Annotated in this window: 16 protein-coding genes, 2 tRNA genes and 1 pseudogene; 4 read left to right on the top strand and 15 right to left on the bottom strand. The window is 63.2% G+C overall.

What is annotated here, in order from left to right:
• Positions 1-267 precede the first annotated feature (267 nt).
• A complete protein-coding gene (gene rlmB, locus GIB19_RS01530) occupies positions 268-1,014 on the bottom strand; it encodes a 23S rRNA (guanosine(2251)-2'-O)-methyltransferase RlmB (RefSeq protein WP_027592540.1) in 747 nt (248 codons plus the stop codon).
• On the bottom strand, positions 1,011-3,590 hold the full coding sequence (gene rnr / locus GIB19_RS01525) for a ribonuclease R (RefSeq protein ID WP_274883024.1): 2,580 nt from the start codon (positions 3,588-3,590) through the stop codon (positions 1,011-1,013). The genes rlmB and rnr overlap by 4 nt, the downstream gene beginning before the upstream one ends.
• A 275-nt stretch (positions 3,591-3,865) precedes the next feature.
• Here rnr and GIB19_RS01520 point away from each other — a divergent pair.
• The 4 genes from GIB19_RS01520 to GIB19_RS01505 all read left to right on the top strand — a co-directional run bounded on the left by GIB19_RS01520 (position 3,866) and on the right by GIB19_RS01505 (position 6,903).
• A tRNA-Leu gene (locus tag GIB19_RS01520) sits at positions 3,866-3,952 on the top strand.
• 88 nt (positions 3,953-4,040) lie between these two features.
• Positions 4,041-4,127 (top strand) — tRNA-Leu (locus GIB19_RS01515).
• A gap of 197 nt (positions 4,128-4,324) precedes the next feature.
• On the top strand, positions 4,325-5,338 hold the full coding sequence (locus GIB19_RS01510) for an extracellular solute-binding protein (RefSeq protein WP_085272310.1): 1,014 nt from the start codon (positions 4,325-4,327) through the stop codon (positions 5,336-5,338).
• Positions 5,338-6,903: an ABC transporter permease gene (locus GIB19_RS01505; RefSeq protein WP_274883021.1), complete on the top strand. Its 1,566-nt coding sequence runs from the start codon at positions 5,338-5,340 to the stop codon at positions 6,901-6,903. The genes GIB19_RS01510 and GIB19_RS01505 overlap by 1 nt, the downstream gene beginning before the upstream one ends.
• Before the next feature lie 33 nt (positions 6,904-6,936).
• Here GIB19_RS01505 and GIB19_RS28330 read toward each other — a convergent pair whose 3' ends face one another.
• The 13 genes and pseudogenes from GIB19_RS28330 to GIB19_RS01445 form a co-directional block, all read right to left on the bottom strand.
• Positions 6,937-7,641, bottom strand: coding sequence for a methyl-accepting chemotaxis protein (locus tag GIB19_RS28330; protein WP_371097102.1), 705 nt, complete (start codon positions 7,639-7,641; stop codon positions 6,937-6,939).
• Between the two features lie 201 nt (positions 7,642-7,842).
• Positions 7,843-8,055, bottom strand: a pseudogene (locus tag GIB19_RS28325) (methyl-accepting chemotaxis protein); the annotation flags it as partial.
• 1,106 nt (positions 8,056-9,161) lie between these two features.
• Complete coding sequence (locus GIB19_RS01495) at positions 9,162-10,454, bottom strand: adenylosuccinate synthase (RefSeq protein WP_027592535.1); 1,293 nt, start codon at positions 10,452-10,454, stop codon at positions 9,162-9,164.
• Positions 10,455-10,510: 56 nt separating this feature from the next.
• Positions 10,511-11,698, bottom strand: a complete 1,188-nt coding sequence (locus GIB19_RS01490) for an ATP phosphoribosyltransferase regulatory subunit (protein ID WP_027592534.1) — start codon at positions 11,696-11,698, stop codon at positions 10,511-10,513.
• Between the two features lie 300 nt (positions 11,699-11,998).
• Positions 11,999-12,868, bottom strand: a complete 870-nt coding sequence (gene hflC, locus GIB19_RS01485; protein ID WP_027592533.1) for a protease modulator HflC — start codon at positions 12,866-12,868, stop codon at positions 11,999-12,001.
• The gene (gene hflK, locus GIB19_RS01480; protein WP_027592532.1) at positions 12,868-14,049 is read right to left on the bottom strand and encodes an FtsH protease activity modulator HflK; all 1,182 of its coding nucleotides are present in this window, start codon (positions 14,047-14,049) and stop codon (positions 12,868-12,870) included. The genes hflC and hflK overlap by 1 nt, the downstream gene beginning before the upstream one ends.
• A gap of 96 nt (positions 14,050-14,145) precedes the next feature.
• The gene (hflX, locus tag GIB19_RS01475; RefSeq protein WP_265968228.1) at positions 14,146-15,447 is read right to left on the bottom strand and encodes a ribosome rescue GTPase HflX; all 1,302 of its coding nucleotides are present in this window, start codon (positions 15,445-15,447) and stop codon (positions 14,146-14,148) included.
• Between the two features lie 12 nt (positions 15,448-15,459).
• Positions 15,460-15,720, bottom strand: coding sequence for an RNA chaperone Hfq (gene hfq, locus GIB19_RS01470; protein WP_003258160.1), 261 nt, complete (start codon positions 15,718-15,720; stop codon positions 15,460-15,462).
• Between the two features lie 94 nt (positions 15,721-15,814).
• A complete protein-coding gene (gene miaA, locus GIB19_RS01465) occupies positions 15,815-16,786 on the bottom strand; it encodes a tRNA (adenosine(37)-N6)-dimethylallyltransferase MiaA (RefSeq protein ID WP_099430581.1) in 972 nt (323 codons plus the stop codon).
• 1 nt (position 16,787) lies between these two features.
• Positions 16,788-18,686 (bottom strand): DNA mismatch repair endonuclease MutL, encoded by a 1,899-nt coding sequence (mutL, locus tag GIB19_RS01460; protein ID WP_027592529.1) that lies wholly within the window; start codon positions 18,684-18,686, stop codon positions 16,788-16,790.
• The gene (locus tag GIB19_RS01455; protein WP_274883001.1) at positions 18,683-20,116 is read right to left on the bottom strand and encodes an N-acetylmuramoyl-L-alanine amidase; all 1,434 of its coding nucleotides are present in this window, start codon (positions 20,114-20,116) and stop codon (positions 18,683-18,685) included. Before GIB19_RS01455 ends, mutL begins: the two co-directional genes overlap by 4 nt.
• Before the next feature lie 19 nt (positions 20,117-20,135).
• Positions 20,136-20,600 (bottom strand): tRNA (adenosine(37)-N6)-threonylcarbamoyltransferase complex ATPase subunit type 1 TsaE, encoded by a 465-nt coding sequence (gene tsaE, locus GIB19_RS01450; protein ID WP_265968230.1) that lies wholly within the window; start codon positions 20,598-20,600, stop codon positions 20,136-20,138.
• Positions 20,588-21,448 (bottom strand): NAD(P)H-hydrate dehydratase, encoded by an 861-nt coding sequence (locus GIB19_RS01445; RefSeq protein WP_027592526.1) that lies wholly within the window; start codon positions 21,446-21,448, stop codon positions 20,588-20,590. The genes tsaE and GIB19_RS01445 overlap by 13 nt, the downstream gene beginning before the upstream one ends.

Here is a 21,448-nt window from a genome sequence, read left to right as displayed (position 1 = left end):
AGTCTGCCAGAACGCTGGTCAGACAAGGAGTGAATGACACTGTATGTCTTGCCATGGAGGGGAGGCACATGAGCGCCTGCCAGCTCGGCAAGGGGCGCAATTGTAGAGAAGGCGGGGCGGACAAGCAAGGTAATTGGCGATTATTTGAACAGCCCGAAACACTTTAGCCTGCACTGGCCGCTTCGCGGGTAAACCCGCTCCTACAGGGATCTCACCGAACCCTGTGGGAGCGGGCTTGCCCCGCGAACAGGCCCGCGCAGGTATGAATCAGCGCTTGGCTTGACGCTGGCGCACGGCCTCGAACAAGCAAACGCCGGTCGCCACCGAAACGTTCAGGCTGCTGACGCTACCGCCCATCGGCAACTTGACCAGGAAATCGCAATGCTCACGGGTCAGGCGGCGCATGCCTTTGCCTTCTGCCCCCATGATCATCACCAGCGGCCCGGTCAGGTCCTGTTGGTAGATTTCCTGCTCGGCCTCACCGGCCGTGCCGACCACCCACAGGCCACGCTGCTGAAGCTTTTCAAGCGTGCGCGCCAGGTTGGTCACGGCCACCAACGGAATCACTTCCGCAGCGCCGCAGGCCACCTTGCGCACCACCGGCGTCAGGGTCGCTGACTTGTCCTTGGGCACCACCACCGCCGTGGCACCGGCGGCATCAGCGGTGCGCAGGCAGGCGCCGAGGTTGTGCGGGTCGGTGACGCCGTCCAGGACCAGGATCAGCGGTGGCGTTTCGGTGCGCTCGAGCAACTCCTCGAGCATCAACTCACCCCACACCTGGCTCGGGCTGACCTCGGCGACCACACCCTGGTGCACACCTTCAACCCAGGCATCCAGCTCGCGGCGCTCGGCCTGGCCGACCGCTACGCGGTTTTCTGCGGCCAGCTCCAGCAGCTTCTGCAGGCGCGGCTCACTGCGCCCTTCCGACAGCCAGACCTGCTTGACCCGCTTGGGGTGGTGCTGCAACAACGCCTGCACGGCGTGTACGCCGTAGATCTTTTCCAGCTGACTCATGACTTGCTCTTGCTCTTGCGGGGCGCACCGGACTTCGGCGGGCCTTTGCGATGCTTGGTCGGCTTGCCGGATGGCTTGCCACCCTTCTCCGACTTGCTGCCGGCACTGCTGCGAGCGTCGGTCATCAACGCCTTCTTCATCTCGCGGCTCTTGCGCACTTCAGCGTTGCGCTGCACGGCATCTTTAGGGAAGTAGGCCTCGGACGCCTCGCTCTTGCGGCTGCGCGGCTTGGGTGTGGCTTTCGCCTCGGTGGCCGGTTGCGGCTGCTCGGGCCTGCCGTCTGCGGACGCCGCGGCGCCGCGCTGCTTGCGACCGATCGGCCCGCTGAGGGTCTTCTCGGAGACTTCGAAGTCGATCTTGCGCTCGTCCAGGTCAACGCGCATGACCTTGACTTCGATCGTGTCGCCCAAGCGGAAGCTGCGCCCGGTACGCTCGCCGGACAGGCGATGATGAACCGGGTCAAAGTGGTAGTAGTCGCCCGGCAGCGCACTGACGTGCACCAGGCCTTCTACGTAGATGTCCGTCAGCTCGACGAACAAGCCGAAACCGGTCACCGCGGTAATCACACCCGGGAAGGTCTCGCCCACACGGTCCTTCATGAACTCGCACTTGAGCCAGTTGACCACATCGCGCGTCGCCTCGTCGGCACGGCGTTCGGTCATCGAGCACTGCTCGCCGAGCTGCTCGAGGGTGTTCTCGTCGTACGGGTAGATGCGCGCCTTGGGAATGCTCATGGCGCCAGCACGCTTGACGTGCGGGGTATCCACCTTGGAACGGATGATGCTGCGGATGGCACGGTGCACCAGCAGGTCCGGGTAACGACGAATCGGCGAGGTGAAGTGGGTGTAAGCCTCGTAATTCAGGCCGAAGTGGCCGTTGTTGTCGGTGCTGTACACCGCCTGGCTCAGCGAGCGCAGCATCACAGTCTGGATCAGGTGGAAGTCTGGGCGCTCGGAAATGCTCGCCAGCAGGGCCTGGTAATCCTTCGGCGACGGGTCCTTGCCTTTGTGCAGCGACAAGCCCAGTTCACCGAGGAAGGCGCGCAGTTTTTCCAGGCGCTCCGGCGGCGGGCCATCGTGCACGCGGTACAGGGCGGGCACGCCGTGCTTTTGCAGGAACTCGGCGGTGGCCACGTTGGCCGCCAGCATGCATTCCTCGATCAGCTTGTGGGCATCGTTGCGCACGGTCGGGCGGATCTCGGCGATCTTACGTTGATCGCCAAAGATGATGCGGGTTTCTTGGGTCTCGAAGTCGATCGCACCGCGGGTGTGACGCGCGTCCAGCAGCACCTTGTAGAGCGCGTAGAGGCTCTTCAGGTCCGGCAGGACTTCCTTGTACTCCTCGCGCAGCGCCTTCCCTTCACGGGTGCGGGCATGCTCGAGCATGCTGCTGACCTTGTTGTAGGTCAGGCGGGCATGGGAGTGGATCACGCCTTCGTAGAACTGGTAGTCGACCATCTGGCCGGCTTTGTTGATGGTCATTTCGCAGACCATGGCCAGGCGATCGACGTGCGGGTTCAGCGAGCACAGGCCGTTGGACAGCTCTTCGGGGAGCATCGGCACCACGCGCTCGGGGAAGTACACCGAGTTGCCACGCTGCTGGGCTTCGACGTCCAGGGCAGAACCCAGGCGCACGTAGCTGGAAACGTCGGCAATCGCCACGTACAGGCGCCAGCCACCGGAGAACAGGCGCAGCTTGCCCAGCGGCTCGCAATACACCGCATCGTCGAAGTCGCGGGCATCTTCGCCGTCGATGGTGACGAAAGGCAGGTGGCGCAGGTCGATGCGCTTTTCCTTGTCCTTCTCTTCCACTTCGGAGCGGAACTTGCGCGCTTCCTTGACCACGTCATCGGGCCAGACGTGCGGGATGTCGTAGCTGCGCAGGGCAACGTCGATTTCCATGCCCGGCGCCATGTAGTTGCCGATCACTTCGATCACATCGCCTTGCGGCTGGAAGCGCGGGGTGGGCCAGTGCGTGATCTTGATCTCGACGAACTGGCCAATCTTGGCGCCGCCATTGCGACCGGCGGTCACCAGCACTTCTTGCTGGATCTTCGGGTTGTCCGGCGTCACGTAGCCGATACCGCCCTCTTCGAAGTAACGCCCGACCACGCTTTCATGCGCGCGGGAGATGACTTCTACCAATACACCTTCACGGCGGCCACGGCGGTCGGTGCCGGATACACGCGCCAGGGCGCGGTCGCCATCGAATACCAGGCGCATCTGCGAAGGGCTGAGGAACAGGTCGTCGCTCTTGTCATCAGGGATGAGGAAGCCAAAACCGTCGCGGTGGCCGGAAATGCGGCCACAGATAAGGTCCAGCTTGTCTACCGGGGCATAGGTGCCACGCCGGGTATAGATAAGCTGGCCGTCGCGCTCCATGGCACGCAGGCGGCGGCGCAGGGCTTCAATCTGGTCTTCCTCGTACAGACCGAATTCTGCCGCCAGCTCCTCGCGGGCGGCCGGCTCGCCACGATCGGCAAGACGCTGGAGGATCAGCTCACGGCTGGGGATAGGGTTGTCGTATTTTTCCGCTTCGCGAGCGGCCTCGGGATCGAGGGATTGCCAATCGGCCATCAGAAGGGGTTCACCTTGGGGTATATAGATAGGAATTCTGGCATAGGCGTATTGAAACCGGAAATGACAGCCTTGGACAGCCCCCCGGCGATGAGCCGAGGAAGGTGTAATAGGGCTGAAGAATCAACAAGTTGAAAATTTTGAAATTTTTTTTGATCAGGGGGTTTACAGCCCTCAGGACCGTCCGTATAGTGCGCACCACAACGACGGACAGACGACGTTGTAGTTGAGATGAAACGCGATGTAAAGCATCATGTGACCTCGACGAAATGTGTGCCCAGGTGGCGGAATTGGTAGACGCGCTGGTTTCAGGTATCAGTGACTTAACGGTCGTGGAAGTTCGAGTCTTCTCCTGGGCACCAAGTATTATCAAGTAATAGATGACCAAGGATCTATTACTACTGTGTGAAAGCGAACGATAGTCGCCTTCATCAGCTGATGTAAAGCTTTGCCCAGGTGGCGGAATTGGTAGACGCGCTGGTTTCAGGTATCAGTGACTTAACGGTCGTGGAAGTTCGAGTCTTCTCCTGGGCACCATATAAAAACCCACTAGCTTGCTAGTGGGTTTTTTCTTGCCTGCGTTTTTTGCCCCCCGTTGCGCCCTCCCCTCCGGCCAACAAATTCAGCTGCCCGACGATGGTCTGCCCATGAATTTCTTGTCACACGGCCACTTGAGAAACGATTTCGTTTACCATTGTTTCCAAATATGTAGCCGTAAGCGAGGAAGTACCCGCATGACGATCCGTCCGCAACCGCTGATGCGCACCCTGGCCGCCGCTGTATTGAGCCTGGTGATCGGCGCCCCGGCCGCCATGGCAGACGCCCCGGTCACACTGACCATGTACAACGGCCAGCACAAGGAAATCGGCGAGGCCATCGCCAAGGCCTACGAGGCCAAGACTGGCATTCACATCAACATCCGCAAGGGCAGCAGTAATCAGCTGGCCAGCCAGATCATCGAAGAAGGCGAGCGCTCGCCGGCCGACATCATCTATACCGAAGAGTCGCCACCCCTGAACAACCTGGGTGAGCTGGGCTTGCTGGCGAAAATCGACGACGCCACCTTGAACATGCTGCCCAAGGAATACGTAGCCGCCAACGGCACGTGGATGGGCGTCACCGCGCGCACCCGCGTGGTAGTGTTCAACCCGAAGAAAATCGACGAGAAAGACCTGCCGCAATCGGTCATGGACTTCGCCGACCCTGAATGGGATGGCCGTGTCGGTTTCGTGCCGACCAGTGGCGCCTTCCAGGAACAGGCTGTAGCCATCCTCAAGATGCACGGGCGTGATGCGGCCGAAGAGTGGCTGACCGGCCTGAAGGCTTTCGGCAAGACCTACACCAACAACATGGTCGCCCTGAAGGCTGTGGAAAAAGGCGAAGTCGCCGCCGTGCTGGTGAACAACTACTACTGGTATGCCCTGGAGCGTGAGCGCGGCAAGCTGGACTCCAAGCTGTATTACCTGGCCGACGGCGATGCCGGTGGCCTGGTGACCATCTCCGGCGCCGCCGCGGTCAAGGCCAGCAAGCACCCGAAAGAAGCCCAGGCCCTGCTCAACTGGATGGCCAGCGAAGAAGGCCAGCGTGTGATCACCCAGACCACCGCCGAGTATCCGCTGCACAAGGGCATGGTTTCTGACCGTGGCCTAAAACCTTTCGAAGACCTGCGCCCACCGAAGATCTCCCCAGCCGACCTTGGCAATGCCGAAGAAGCCCTGGAACTTGAACGTGAGGTCGGTCTGCTCTGATGACTGCCGCCCTGTCCGAGCCGGCGCCGGTACGTTTCGTGCCGCGCCGCAAGCGCCCCTCGATCTGGGTGGTGCTGCCTGTGCTGTTCCTGGTGGCGATGAGTTTGCTGCCACTGGCGTATGTCGCCCTCAAAGCCTGGGAAGCAGGCTGGCGAGAAGCCCTGCACCTGCTGTGGCGCCCATTCGTTTGGGGCCTGATGCGCAACACTCTGATGCTGATGTTCGGGGTGACGCTGGTGTGCATGGTGGTCGGCCTGGCCCTGGCCTGGCTGCTCGAACGCAGCAACCTGGCGGGGCGTCGCCTGTGGGGCGTGGTGCTGTGCCTGCCGTTTGCGGTGCCGTCATTCGTCAGCAGCTTCACCTGGGTGTCGCTGAGCTCGGACTTCGAAGGCCTCGGCGGGGCCATTCTGGTCATGGCCTTGTCCAAGTATCCGCTGGTGTTCCTGCCGGTGGCAGCCACCCTGCGCAACGTCGACACCTCGCTTGAAGAGTCAGCGCGTACGCTGGGATGCAGCCGTTGGGGCGTGTTCATCAAGGTGACCCTGCCGTTGCTGTGGCCCTCGATGCTGGGCGGCGCGCTGCTGATTGCCCTGCACATGCTGGTGGAGTTTGGTGCTCTGTCGATCCTCGGCCTGCAAACCTTCACCACGGCGATCTACCAGCAGTTCGAACTGGAATTCAGCAACGCCAACGCGGCCATGCTCTCGGCCGTGCTGCTGGCGCTGTGCATGATCATGTTGTGGCTGGAACTGCGCGTGCGAGGCAAAGCCCGCCACGTTCGTATCGGCCAAGGCGTTGCGCGCCGCGCACAGCCTGTGCGCTTGCGCGGCTGGGCGCCCTTGGCGCAGCTGTTCTGCGTGGGCCTGGCGGTGCTGGGCAGCGGCATTCCGCTGGCCATGCTCGGTTACTGGCTGAGTGTTGGCTCGTCGGCGGCGTTCCCGGTCGCCGACATCTCCAAGGCGCTGCTCACGTCGTTGTCGGTGTCGCTTGGCGGCGCAGGGTTCTGTGTGTTGCTGGCATTGCCGATCAGCTTCCTGGTGGTGCGCTACAAGGGCCGCCTGGCGATCTGGGCTGAACGCCTGCCGTACCTGCTGCATGCCCTGCCGGGCCTGGTGATCGCGCTGACGCTGGTGTTCTTCGCGTTGCACTACGTGCCTGCGATGTACCAGACCACTGCCCTGTTGCTGCTGGCCTACGCACTGCTATTCCTGCCGCTGGCCCAGGCGCCGGTACGCACCGCCTTGAACAAGGCTTCGCCAACGCTCGAAGAGGCTGCCCGCACCCTGGGCGCGAGTAGCTTCACAGCGTTCTGCCGGGTAACCTTGCCGATCATCTTCCCGGCCCTGGCCGCGGCCTTCGCCCTGGTGTTCCTCGATGCCATGAAAGAGCTGACCGCCACACTGCTGCTGAGCCCGACCGGCATGACCACCCTGGCCACTGAGGTCTGGGCGCACACCGCCAACGTCGAGTTCGCGGCGGCAGCGCCTTACGCGGCACTGCTGATCGTGGTATCGGGATTGCCGGTGTACCTGCTGACCACACGGATGTACCTCAACAAGGCGTGAGCTTTGTAGGAGCGCCCCCTCAAAAGGGGGGCGTTACGCCCTGAACTGCCCCAGGCTGGCCCGCAGTTGCGCTGCCAGGTCATCCAGTACCTTGCTGCTGGCCGTGGTCTGCATCACCACTTCAGCCGAGCGTTCGGCCTGGGCGTGAATGGTCTCCACCCGGCCGCGCACCGCTTGCGCACCGTGCGCTTGCTGCTCGGCCGCGCGGGTAGCCAGCCCAATCGCTGCATGCACTTGCTCGACCGCCGCCTGCACCGACTGCTGGCGGCGCTCGTTCTCGCGCAACACCAACAACCCTTCGCTGGCCTTGAGCCCTGCCTGGCTGATGGTGGCCACAGCTTCTTTGGCGCCTTTCTGCAGCGCAGCAATATGCGCCTGGATATCCCCGGTAGAGCTTTGCGTCTTGCTCGCCAACGCGCGCACCTCATCAGCCACGACGGCAAAGCCGCGCCCCGTCTCGCCAGCACGCGCCGCCTCGATGGCCGCATTCAATGCCAGCAGGTTGGTCTGCTCGGCAATGCCGTGGATCACTGTCAGCACCACCTCGATCTGCTCACTCTGCTTGGCCAGCCGTTCGATTACATGCGAGCCGGTCTCCACCTGCCCTGCCAAGCTTTCGATCAGGCCGGCGAGCTGGGTCGAAGTCCGGCTGTTCTCATCCGTGGCCTGGCGAATATCCACCACCTGCTGCAAGGCGGACTGCATGGCATGGCTCTCGGCTTGGGCTTCGTCGGCCATGCTCGACAGGTCACGCAGGCTGGCGGCCACTTCATCGCGCTGCAGCGCAGCAGCGGCGTCGGCACCGGCATTGCGCTGGGCCATGGCGCCAATCTCGACACCCGTACGCTGCGCCACCTCACCGGCCTCGCGGACGATGGGCTGCAACTTGTCGACGAAACGGTTAACCGCCGAGGCCATGTCACCAATCTCGTCGCGACTGTCGAGGGTCACGCGTTTGGTCAGGTCACCCTCACCGGCAGCCAGGTCGTTCAGGGCGGTGATCAACAGGCGCAGCTTGCTGAGCACCCGTCGACCAAGCACCACCGCGACTACCAGCAACACGCCAAGGCCGACCAACACCAGGCCTAGACCAATACGCCAGCGCAGCTCGGCAGCAGCTTCACGCACCGTCTGCGCGGTATTGGCCTGCATCGCGGTGGCACTGCTCTGGGCAGTCTCCAGGCGTTCGCGCAGGGTCTTGCCGCTGTCGGCGGCGGCGGCCCCGAGGCTGTCACCCACCAGCTGCTCACCACTGGCGATCAAGGCGGCGAAGCGCTGGTCAAGGGCCGCGAGCTCCTGATCGACGCCAGCCGTGGAAACGCCCATCAACACCTTGCCGATCTCCGCACCATTGGGGTTGATCGACGCTTCGACAAAATACACCGCCGGGTCGCGGCGAGCCGCATCGATCACCTTGTCCAGCGCCCGCTCGCCCTGCCCCTTTTCCATCAACGCCTGGTTGATCGGGTTTTGCCGGTTGAGGTAGCGGGTCAGGTGCTGGCCCTGGGCGTCGTCGTAGACCACGAACAGCACGTTGGGGTTGCGCTGAGCGCGACGGGCGAAGTCAGAGAGCACCGGCACATCGTTGTCCCAGATAGCCCGCGGGGCGACCGAGGCCAGCAGTTCGGCCATGTCGTTGGCAGAATCCTTGAGGTTCTTTTCCAGCGTGGTGCGCAGTTGCTGCTGCTCGTTTTGCAGGCGTGTCGACAACCCTGCGCTCAGGCGCTGACGGGTGCTGCTGGACAGGCTATCGAGCCCCGAACGCACGTCCTGCCCAGCTTGCTCCAGCTCGCTGGCCAGCTTGCGGCTGTCATTGCCCAAGCGCTCGCCCAGATCGGCCTCCAGGGCGGTGACCGTGCTTCGGGTCAGCGCAACGGCAACCAGCACCTGCACCAAAAGAGCGATACCAAGGGCAACAAACACAGGCCGCAAAAGGCGGCTTCGTAACAGTGAGAGGATGGCAGACACGGTGTAACCCTCGTGTTTTCTGGCGCCACTATTTTGATGGCATCTACAGAAACTTCTTACAGCAAGGGTTATGCCGGGAACAGCAGGGATATGTGCCAAGGTCTAGCAGAGTGTTTGCTTGTGCCGGCCTCTTCGCGGGTAAACCCGCTCCCACAGGGCGGCACTGAACCTGAAGGCAGTAGAGATCTGGTGGGAGCGGGTTTACCCGCGAAGAGGCCGGTGCAGGCCTACAAATGAAAACGCCGCGGCCCCTTTCGGGACCGCGGCGTCAGATCAGCCGTAAAAGCGGATCAGGCGAACGGATGACGCAGCACGATGGTCTCGTTGCGGTCCGGGCCGGTGGAGATGATGTCGATCGGCGCGCCGACCAGCTCCTCGATGCGCTTGATGTAAGCGCGAGCAGCTTCTGGCAGCGCTTCCAGGGTCTTGGCACCCAAGGTCGACTCGCTCCAGCCTGGCATCTCTTCGTACACCGGCTCCAGGCCGATGTAGCTGTCGGCGTCGGAAGGGGCGTCGATGACAGCACCGTTCTCGTTCTTGTAGCCAACGCAGATGTTGATGGTTTCCAGGCCGTCCAGTACGTCCAGCTTGGTCAGGCAGATGCCCGAGATGCTGTTGACGTCGATGGCGCGACGCAGGATGACGGCATCGAACCAGCCGCAACGACGGGCACGGCCGGTGGTCGAACCGAACTCGTGGCCACGCTTGGCCAGGGTAGCGCCGGTTTCATCGAACAGTTCGGTCGGGAACGGGCCGGAACCTACGCGCGTGGTGTAGGCCTTGGTGATACCCAGGATGTAGTCCAGGTACATCGGGCCAACGCCGGAACCGGTGGAGATACCGCCGGCAGTGGTGTTGGAGCTGGTGACGTACGGGTAGGTACCGTGGTCGATGTCCAGCAGCGAGCCCTGGGCACCTTCGAACATGATGTCCTTGCCGGCGCGACGCAGGTTATGCAGCTCGGCGGTGACGTCGAGCATCATCGGCTTGAGCTGCTCGGCGTAGGCCATGCACTCGTCCAGGGTCTGCTGGAAGTCGATGGCCGGCTCTTTGTAATAGTTCACCAGCTGGAAGTTATGGTAGTCCAGCAGCTCACCGAGCTTGGCAGCGAAACGCTCACGGTGGAACAGGTCGCCAACGCGCAGGCCGCGGCGTGCGACTTTGTCTTCGTACGCTGGGCCGATACCACGGCCGGTGGTGCCGATCTTGGCTTCGCCACGGGCTTTCTCGCGGGCCTGGTCCAGGGCCACGTGGTACGACAGGATCAGCGGAGCAGCCGGGCTGATGCGCAGGCGCTCACGCACCGGTACGCCCTTCTCTTCCAGCTTGGTGATTTCACGCATCAGGGCATCTGGAGCAACGACCACGCCGTTGCCGATCAGGCACTGAACGCCTTCACGCAGGATGCCGGACGGAATCAGGTGCAGAACGGTTTTTTCACCGTTGATCACCAGGGTGTGGCCCGCGTTGTGGCCACCCTGGTAGCGCACTACGGCGGCAGCATGTTCGGTCAGCAGATCGACGATCTTGCCTTTGCCCTCATCACCCCATTGGGTGCCCAGGACGACGACATTCTTACCCATTACATTGGTCCTCATTCACGCAAACTTGGTTGCCGGCCTTTTGCCGACGCAGAAACTCAATGGGTCAGCGGCAGTACCTGCCAGCGCCCGTCTTGCTGAATCAATTGCCGATCACAATCCGCCTCGAGAGCAGCACTCAACGGCTGGCCAGGCAAAGCCTGAACCACACGCTGGCCCTCGCTGCGCAACTGGCAGACCTGCTGCCAGAGGGCCGCGTCACCACTGTCGGGCATCCAGATGCCGCCAGTTGGCAATACGACCTCCGCTCGCCCCAGTGTGACCAGGGTCTTCAAATCCGTGGAGAATCCAGTGGCCGGGCGTGCCCGGCCGAAATCAGCGCCGATATCGTCATAACGGCCGCCCTGGGCGATCGATTGACCTTCGCCCGGCACGAACACGGCGAACACCACACCGGTGTGGTAGTGGTAGCCACGCAGCTCGCCGAGGTCGAAGTACAACGGCAGGTCTGGGTAGCGCGACGCCAGGCGATCGGCGATCGCCAGCAGGTCGTCCAGCGCCGCCAGCACGCTGGCCGGGGCACGGCCCAGGCGCACGCGGGCTTCGGCCAGCACTTCACGGCCACCGCACAGCTCGACCAGGGCGCGCAGCATGTTGCCCAGGTCTTTCGGCAGGTCGGCGGTCAGTGCCTGCACTTCGTCGACCGACTTGCGCTGCAGGGCGTCGAACAGCTGCTGCTCGACCGCGCCCGACAGGCCCGCGGCACGCGCCAGGCCACGGTAGATGCCGACATGGCCGAGGTCCATGTGCACGTCCGCGACATCCGTCAGTTGCAGCGTGGCGAGCATCAGGCTGATGACTTCGACATCGCTGGTGGGGCTGGCATCGCCGTACAACTCGGCACCGAGCTGGATCGGGCTGCGCGAGGTGGACAGAGCACGCGGCTGGGCATGCAGCACGCTGCCGGCATAGCACAGGCGGCTCGGGCCTTCACGGCGCAAGGTGTGGGCGTCGATACGCGCCACCTGCGGGGTGAAGTCGGCACGGAAGCCCATCAGGCGACCGGACTGCGGGTCGACCACCTTGAAGGTGCGCTGATCCAGGTCCTGGCCGGCGCCGGTCAACAGCGACTCCAGGTACTCGATATGCGGGGTGACGACCAGTTCGTAGCCCCAACTCTGGAACAGGTCCAACACCTGGCGACGCGCGATCTCGATGCGCGCAGCCTCAGGTGGCAGTACTTCCTCGATGCCATCTGGCAGCAGCCAGCGGTCTACCGTTGCCATTACGCCATTTCCCCTCTGGTCCGGGCGGCCTGCCTGTGGCGAGCCGTCAGTAAAGCAGGTATCGCGCACAGCAGCGGGCAGCACTGATCCCAGCGCAGCCACCGTACCCAATACCCTCGAATTGCCTTGCGCGCTGACCAAACCGTCAACTGGCGGCTTGCCAATCAACCTTGCAGACGCAAAAAAGCCGGGAAATTTCCCGGCTGCCTCATCATACACCCCTTTTCATTCAGGATGCACCCCGCCTGGTGTTTTAGCTGCCAGGCGGGGCGTAGCCCCAATGAAAACGGGCTTAGAGCATCAAGGCTTGCTCTTGTCCAGGAAGCGGAAGAACTCGTTCTTCGGGTCCAGAACCAGCACGTCGCTCTTGTTCGAGAAGCTCTCGCGGTACGCCTGCAGGCTTCGGTTGAACGCATAGAAATCAGCGTCCTGGCTGTAGGCCTTGGCGTAGATGGCAGCCGCCTGAGCGTCGCCGTCACCGCGGGTTTCTTCAGCTTCACGATAGGCTTCGGCCAGCAGTACACGGCGCTGACGATCGGCATCCGCACGGATACCTTCGGCCAACTCGTTACCTTTGGCGCGATGCTCGCGGGCTTCACGCTCACGCTCAGTGCTCATACGATCGAACACGCTGCGGTTGACTTCCTTCGGCAGGTCGATGGCCTTGACGCGCACATCGATGACCTCGATACCCAGCTCTTTGTTAGCCATGCGGTTCAGCGAAGCGGTGATGTCAGCCATCAGCGCGTCACGTTCACCGGAAACCACCTCGTGCAGGGTACGCTTACCGAACTGGTCACGCAGGCCGCTTTCCAGACGACGCGACAGACGCTCATCGGCGATCTGCTTGAGGCCGGAAGTGGCGGTGTAGAAGCGCTCGGCATCCTTGACGCGCCACTTGGCGTAGGCGTCGACCATGACCGCTTTCTTCTCCAGGGTCAGGAACCGCTGGGTTGGCGCATCAAGGGTCATCAGGCGGGCGTCGAACTTGCGCACCTGGTTCACGTAAGGAACCTTCACATGCAGGCCCGGCTGAACATCAGCCTGAACCACACGGCCGAATTGCAGCAGTACGGCACGTTCGGTCTGCGACACGATGTAGAAGCAGTTCCAGGCCACGACGGCCAGCACCACAGCGGCGATCAGGGCGATCAGCGATCTATTGCTCATCAGCGGCTCTCCCTAGTGCGCGGCGGCTGTTGTTGCTGTTGCAGGTCCTGCGCCGCACGCGCGGCCGCATCGTTGGCCGACGCAGATACACCGCTGGCCGGTGCGGACGTGTTGCGGCTGCCTTCGACCATCTTGTCCAGTGGCAGGTAGAGCAGGTTGTTCTGCCCGTCCTTGGTGGCCACCATGACCTTGCTCGAATTGCTGTAGACCTCTTGCATGGTTTCCAGGTACAGACGCTGACGGGTGATGTCCGGCGCCTTGTGATACTCGGTCACCAGCTTGCTGAAGCGGTCGGCTTCACCCTTGGCGCGAGCGATCACTTCATCGCGGTAACCGTTGGCGTCCTCGATGATGCGCTGGGCCTGACCACGGGCTTCTGGCACCACGCCATTGGCGTAGGACTCGGCCTGGTTGCGGGCACGCTGTTCATCTTCACGCGCACGGATCACGTCGTCGAAGGCTTCCTGCACTTCACGCGGGGCTGCCGCGCTCTGTACGTTGACCTGGGTGACGGTGATACCGGTACGGTAGTTGTCGAGGAAGCGCTGCAGGCGTTCGCGGATATCCACGGCCATCTGCTCACGGCCTTCGGTCAGCACCTGGTCCATGGAGGTGGAACCCACCACATGGCGCAGGGCACTGTCGGTCGCATGCTGCAGGCTCACCTCTGGCTGGTCGACGTTGAGCACGAAGTCCTGCAGGTTGGTGATCTTGTACTGGACGGTCAGCGGGACCTCGACGATGTTCTCGTCTTCGGTCAGCATCTGCCCCTGCTTGGTGTAGGCACGCTCACGCGTGACGTTTTCCATGTACTTGCGATCGATGGGCGGGAAGTAGATGTTCAGGCCGGGACCGACCGTCTCATAGTACTTGCCGAAGCGCAGCACTACGGCCTGCTCCTGCTCGTCGACCACGTACACGGCGCTGTACAGCCAGATGGCAGCCAACACCGCCAGGCCGATGCCCAGCAGGCCGTAGCCGCCACCCTTGCCGACATTGCGGTCACCGCCGCCACGTTTCTTGCCGCTGCCGAACATGCCGTTCAGGCTGTCCTGCAGTTTGCGGAAGGCCTCGTCCAGATCCGGCGGGCCTTTTTTATCGCCACCACCGCCGCCGCCACCACGGCGACCGCCCCAGGGATCCTGATTGTTCGAGTTGCCACCCGGCTCGTTCCAAGCCATAGCGCTCTCCATCTGATAAAGCAAAGACGCGCCCACGGCGCGCCGTCCAATGCTACAGAATGCCTGTCACTGCTGCCCGGCGACCTCGTCGAGCATTTATTGCAAAGTGTGTTGCTCGACAAACACTTGCGGCTCCATGCCTTCGCGGCTGACCAGGCGATTCAACTCGACCATGGGCAGTCGCACGCTCAGCAGGCTGCGCCCTTCTTCATCATGCTCTTCACTCTGCACGGCACCCAGGGCAAAGAATTGCGCGCGCAAGCGGGCAAAACGCTGCTCCAGGCACAGGGTACCGACAAACAGATCATCCCCCAGCAACTCGGCAATCGCCTGGCCAACCAGCTCCAGGCCACGCCCATCGCGTGCCGATACCCAGACCCGCTCCGGCTTGCCATCGGCATCGCGCTGGATCTGCGGCTCGACATCTTCGAGCAGGTCGAGTTTGTTATAGACCTCAAGGATCGGCAAGCCTTCGGCACCGATCTCGCCCAATACCGCCAACACCTGCTCGATCTGCTCCATGCGGTCGGGCTCATGCGCGTCGATCACATGCAGCAGCAGGTCAGAGTTGCTCGACTCTTCGAGCGTAGCCCGAAAAGCCTCGACCAGCTTGTGCGGCAGGTGACGAATGAAGCCGACGGTGTCAGCCAGCACGATCGGCCCAAGGTCGTTCAACTCGAGCCGGCGCAAGGTCGGGTCGAGGGTGGCGAAGAGCTGGTCGGCGGCGTAGACCTCTGATTGGGTCAGGGCGTTGAACAGGGTGGACTTGCCGGCGTTGGTGTAACCCACCAGCGAAACCGACGGAATATCGGCGCGGCGCCGGCCGCGACGGGCCTGCTCGCGCTGGCTGCGCACCTTCTCAAGGCGTGCCTTGATCTGACGCAGGCGTACCCGCAGCAGGCGGCGGTCGGTTTCAAGCTGGGTTTCACCCGGGCCACGCAGGCCGATACCGCCTTTTTGCCGCTCAAGGTGAGTCCAGCCGCGTACCAGTCGCGTGCTCATGTGCTCGAGCTGGGCCAGTTCGACCTGCAGCTTGCCTTCATGGGTACGCGCCCGCTGGGCGAAAATATCGAGAATCAGCCCGGTGCGATCAAGCACGCGACACTCGAAGACACGTTCGAGGTTGCGTTCCTGGCTGGGCGTGAGGGTGTGATTGAAAATCACCAGATCGACCTCATCGGCTTTGACTTGGTCGCGTAGTTCTTCGACCTTGCCGCTGCCAATCAGGTATTTGGCCGTAGGCTGATGCCGTGTAATGGTCACCAGCGAGACGATGTCCGCCCCGGCCGACAATGCCAACTCCTGAAACTCCTGCGGGTCTTCGCGCGCCTCAGGGTTCTGACCTTCCAAGTGAACGAGCAACGCCCGTTCACCACCACCGTGGCGCTCAAAGAACAATGCAGGCTCCTATCAGGCGTTGCCTGGCTCGCTGTCACCGTGTTCGGAATCGGACGGGCTTGGCAGGCGAACCGGACGCGCAGGAACCACGGTCGAAATAGCGTGCTTGTAGACCATCTGGCTGACAGTGTTCTTCAGCAGCACAACGAACTGGTCGAAAGATTCGATCGAGCCCTGCAGCTTGATCCCGTTGACCAGGTAGATGGAAACCGGAACCTTTTCTTTTCTCAAAGTGTTCAAGTAAGGGTCTTGTAGCGAATGCCCTTTTGACATATGCCGCACTCCTGTAAGGATAAATAATAGAAAATCAAGAAAATCGATAAATTAGGCCGCCCCTTCGCAAGAATAGACGGCAATTAGCAGGGACTCAGCTCAATATGGAGACGCTTCCCAGGTATTTCAAGGTGCGGGACAGATTGTCGCAGGCGAGGCTGTCAAGCCAGTGCACGTCGGACCAACCGCGCAACCAGGTGAACTGCCGCTTGGCCAGCTGGCGAGTGGCAATGATACCGCGTTCTCGCATCTCATTCTCACTTAGCCTGCCGTCGAGGTAGTCCCAGACTTGCCTGTACCCCACTGCCCGTATAGACGGCAACCCGGCGTGCAAGTCACTTCTGGCTCGCAGCGATCGGACCTCGTCGATGAAGCCCTGTTCCAACATCTGCGAAAATCGTAACGCAATTCGCTGATGCAAAATGTGACGATCTGTAGGAGCGATCGCCAAACTCGCGACAGTATAGGGCAAATGTCCGCCAGCGCCTGCGTCTGCGCCGCGACTTTCCGCGAATTGACGCTGGCGATGAGCCGTCATGCTCTCGCCGCTCACCCGGTAAACCTCAAGCGCACGGATCAGCCGCTGAGGGTCATTCGGATGGATGCGCGCCGCCGACTCAGGGTCCACTTCGGCCAACTGGCGGTGCAGCTCGACCAGGCCTAGCGCGCGGGCCTGCGCTTCGAGTTCGGCACGCACGCTGGCGTCGGCCGGCGGCATGTCAGCCAAGCCATCGATCAAGGCCTTGTAATACAGCATGGTGCCACCCACCAGCAGCGGTATCTTGCCCCGTGCGGTGATTTCCGCCATGGCTTGCAAGGCATCGGTGCAAAAGTGCGCGGCAGAGTAGCTTTCGGCCGGGTCGAGAATGTCGATCAGCCGGTGCGGGTGCGCTGCCAGCAGTTCCTTGGAAGGCTTGGCGGTACCGATGTCCATGCCACGGTAGACCAGCGCCGAGTCGACACTGATCAACTCGCAGGGCAGGACCTTGGTCAGCTCGATGGCAAGGTCAGTCTTGCCGGCCGCCGTCGGGCCCATGAGAAATATTGCTGGGGGCTTGCCGCTCATGTCATCGACCGCGCAGGAAAAGTTTGTCCAGGTCGTCCAGGCCCATTTGGGTCCAGGTCGGTCGGCCGTGGTTGCACTGGCCGCTGCGCTCGGTGTTTTCCATGTCGCGCAGCAGTGCGTTCATTTCGGGGATGGCCAGGCGCCGGTTGGCGCGCACGGCGCCGTGGCAGGCCATGGTGCCGAGCAGTTCGTTGAGGTGCGCCTGTATGCGGTCGCTGGTGCCGTATTCCATCAGGTCGGCGAGCACATCCTGCACCAGGCGGTTGGCCTCGGCTTGCTTGAGCAACGCCGGGATCTGCCGGATCGCCAGGGTCTCGGGGCCCAGCCGCTGCAACTCGAAGCCCAGGCGCTGGAACCATTGGGCGTGCTCTTCGGCGCAGTCGGCTTCGCGCTGGCTCAAGGCCAACGACTCAGGCACCAGCAGCGGTTGACCGCTCAGGCCTTCGCTGGCCATGGCCACCTTGAGCCGCTCGTACATGATCCGCTCATGCGCGGCGTGCATGTCCACCAACACCAGGCCGACAGCATTCTCGGCCAAGATGTAGATGCCCTTGAGCTGAGCCAGTGCATAACCCAGCGGTGGAATGTCGCCCTGGCTTTCTGGCAGCGACGAAGGTGCAGCCGCGCCATCGCTCAGCGGCTTGTAGAACTCGCGATACACCGCCTGCGACTCGGCCGCCGGCAACGGCTGCGACGGACGCGGGCTGTACTGGGACTGATAGCCCGAGCCACTGCCACCATTGGAAATCGAAAACTGCGGCGCACGAGGCTGCTCAAGCACCGGCGAGGCCAGGCGCATCTCACCTTGAGGGCCGAACTCACCGGCCTGCTGGCCACTGGGGCGGACGATGTCGGCAGCCGCAGCGGGCGCAGCCAGTTGGTCCTCGGGGCGCACGTCGGCCAGGGCGCGGTGCAAGGTGCCATACAGGAAGTCATGCACCGAACGCCCTTCACGGAAGCGCACTTCGTGCTTGGTCGGGTGCACGTTGACGTCCACGCCGTTGGGCTCGAGTTCGAGGAACAGCACAAAGGTCGGGTGCCGGCCATTGAACAGCACGTCCCGGTACGCCTGGCGCACAGCGTGGGCGACCAGCTTGTCGCGCACTGCCCGGCCATTGACGAAGAAGTACTGCAGGTCGGCCTGGCTCCGCGAGAAGGTCGGCAGCCCCACCCAGCCCCACAAACGCAGGCCGTTGCGCTCGACATCGATGGGCAGCGCCTGCTCCATGAAGCCCGGCCCGCAGATGGCGCCTACGCGCCGCGCACGGGCGGTTTCATCGTGGGCCTCATGCAGGCTGAGGATGCTCTTGCCGTTATGGCGCAGGTGGAAGCCGACATCGAAGCGGGCCAGGGCCAGGCGACGGATGACTTCCTGCAGGTGATCGAATTCGGTTTTCTCGGCCTTGAGGAATTTGCGCCGGGCCGGGGTATTGAAGAACAGGTCACGCACTTCGACCGAGGTACCCACCGGGTGCGCTGCCGGTTGCACGCGCGGGGTCATGTCGCGGCCTTCGGTCTCGACCTGCCAGGCTTCGCTGGCATTGGCCGTGCGCGACGTCAGGGTCAGGCGCGCCACCGAGCTGATCGAGGCCAGGGCCTCGCCGCGGAAACCCAGGCTCAGTACACCTTCGAGGTCTTCCAGTTCACGGATCTTGCTGGTGGCGTGACGGGCCAGCGCCAGCGGCAGGTCATCGGCAGAAATCCCGCCGCCATCGTCACGTACCCGCAGCAGCTTGACGCCACCCTGCTCGACTTCAACATCGATGCGCCGGGCACCGGAGTCGAGGCTGTTTTCCAGCAACTCCTTGGCCACGGAGGCCGGGCGCTCGACCACCTCCCCCGCGGCAATCTGGTTAGCCAGCCGCGGGCTGAGCAGCTGGATGCGTGAACCACCACTCATTGCTGCGAAGCCAGGGTAGTGGCCGGCACGTCCAGACGCTGGCCGACTTTCAGCTCATCGGTCTTGAGGCTGTTAGTGCTGCGCAGGCTGGCCACGCTGACCTGATAGCGCACCGCGAGCATGGCCAGGGTCTCACCCGGGCGCACGGTGTGTTCACGTGGGCCGGCTGCGATCTTGCCGGTGTCGCGCAGCCAGGCAATGTAAGTGCCCGGCGGTGGGTTTTGCTGGAAGAACTGGCGCACGCCGGTATGGATCGAGCGGGCCAGGGCCTGCTGATGGCTGCGGGTAGCCAGCTTGGCGGCTTCGTTGGCGTTGGAGATAAACCCGGTTTCAACGAGGATCGACGGGATATCCGGCGACTTGAGCACCATAAAGCCTGCCTGCTCCACACGCTGCTTGTGCAGCGAGGTGATGCGGCCCATGTTGCCCAGTACCTTCTGGCCCACATTGAGGCTGGAGCTGAGCGTGGCGGTCATCGACAGGTCAAGCAACACGCCCGCGAGCATGCGGTCCTTGTCGTCGAGGCTGACGTTGCCGGCGCCGCCGATCAGGTCGGAGCGGTTTTCCGTGTCGGCCAGCCAGCGTGCGGTCTCGGACGTGGCGCCACGGTCGGACAATGCAAAGACCGAGGCACCAAAGGCGGCCTTGGACGGCGCGGCGTCGGCGTGGATCGAGACGAACAGGTCGGCACCCTTCTTACGGGCGATTTCGGTGCGTTTGCGCAGCGGGATGAAGTAGTCACCGGTGCGGGTCAGCTCGGCGCGGAAGCCTTTCTCGCTGTTGATCTGGCGCTGCAGCTCCTGAGCGATCTGCAGGACGATGTCTTTTTCATGCTGGCCGCGCGAGCCGGAAGCGCCCGGGTCCTCGCCGCCGTGGCCGGCGTCGATGGCGACCACGATGTCACGTTTGCCGCTGGGCACCGGTGGCAGCTTGATGGCCGGCTGGGCCGGGCTCACCGGCACCGCAGGCGTGGTCACCGGCGTTTGCACGGGCGTCGGCGGCGGGGGCGGTGTACTGGCAGCGACGGCGTCGGCTTCCTGGTCGTACAGGTCGACCACCAGGCGGTTGCCGTACTGGGCATTGGGCGCCAAGGCGAAGCTCTTGGGCGTGACCGACTTTTTCAGGTCGACCACCACGCGCAGGTCGGTAGGCGTACGCTGGGCCGAACGCACGCTGCTGATCGGCGTGTTGGACGTCGCTACGTTCAACGGCGCGGCCAGGGTCGCACCATTGATATCGATGACCAGGCGGTCTGGCGCGCTGAGGGTGAAGACGCTGTGCTGCACGGGGCCAGACAGGTCGAAGACCAGCCGCGTGTTGTCCGGCGCGCGCCACAGGCGCATGCTCTTGACTTGAGTGACGGCCAGAGCGTCAACGGTCACCGTTGTCAGCAGCAGCCCAACGATGGCGACCAGTGCGCGTATGCGCATACCTACCCCACTTACAGTTTTAGTGTTTGCCCAGTGCAACGCACCAAGCCTCGCCGCGAGCCCCCTGCGGCGAAAGGTTCAGCGAGCGTCCGCTCGCTTGGGGGCTTATGGTAATGGTCAGGTCAGGCTTTGGCAAAACGCCCGCACCCTTTTGTGGCCACTCGAACAGGCACAGCGCATCGCCCTCGAAGTAGTCACGTATGCCCATGTACTCCAGCTCCTCCGGATCGACCAGGCGATATAGGTCGAAATGGAACGCACGCACCTCACCAATTTCGTACGGTTCGACCACGGTAAAGGTCGGGCTCTTGACTGCACCAGTATGGCCCAAGCCACGGATCAGGCCACGCGAGAGCGTGGTCTTGCCCGCCCCCAGGTCACCTTCGAGAAAAATCACGCCATGACCGCCGGTCACTTCGGCAAGCCGCGCACCAAACGCGACCATGGCCGCTTCATCGGCCAGAAACAGGGTTAAGCCAGACACGCAGAATGCTCCTCCAACAACTCACGAATGACCGGCGCCAGATCACTGGCTGCCAGGCCTCTACCTTTGACGCCCAGGCGCTCGCCCGCACAGGCATGCAGCCACGCCCCCAAGCAGGCGGCCTCCCAGGCCCCCAAGCCTTGAGCCAGCAGCGCCGCCAGCACGCCGGTCAACACATCGCCCAGGCCGGCGCCGGCCATGGCCGGGTGCCCACGGTCACACCGCGCCAACTGCCCGCTCGGGTCGGCCACCAGGGTACCGGCACCCTTCAGCACGCAGACGCTGGCATAGCGGCGGGCAAGCTTGCGCGCAGCCCCTGGGCGGTCGGCTTGCACGGCCTCGGTGGAAATCCCCAGCAACCGCGCCGCCTCCCCCGGGTGCGGGGTGAGGATGCTGCCGCTGGGCAGGGCCAGGGGCGTGCGCGCCAGCAGGTTCAAGGCATCAGCATCCCAGACCTGCGGTTGCTCAGCATTGGCCACTGCCGACAACAGGCTACGGCCCCACGCCGCCTGCCCCAACCCCGGGCCGACCACCAGCACCGAGGCACGCTCCAGCACGCCCATCAGCTGATTGGCCGAACTCACGCCCAGGCACATGGCTTCCGGCAGGCGGGCCAGGCATGCGCCGACATGTTCAGGACGCGTCGCCACGCTGACCAACCCGGCACCACAGCGCAGCGCGGCTTCGGCACTCAGTAGCACCGCACCGCCCGTACCGAGGTCGCCGCCAACCACCAGCACATGGCCGAAGTCACTTTTATGGGCATGCGCAGGCCTCGCCGGCAGGTGCGCGACGGTCACGCTGCTGAGCAGTTGCGGGGCATGCGCGGGTTGTTTGGTCTGGGGCAT

The sequence above is a fragment of the Pseudomonas sp. ITEM 17296 genome, from assembly GCF_028895205.1.
In the GTDB taxonomy this organism is placed as follows: domain Bacteria; phylum Pseudomonadota; class Gammaproteobacteria; order Pseudomonadales; family Pseudomonadaceae; genus Aquipseudomonas; species Aquipseudomonas kermanshahensis.
The sequence above is the reverse complement of the archived record's forward strand: the minus strand, read 5'-3'. Positions and strand labels throughout refer to the sequence as shown.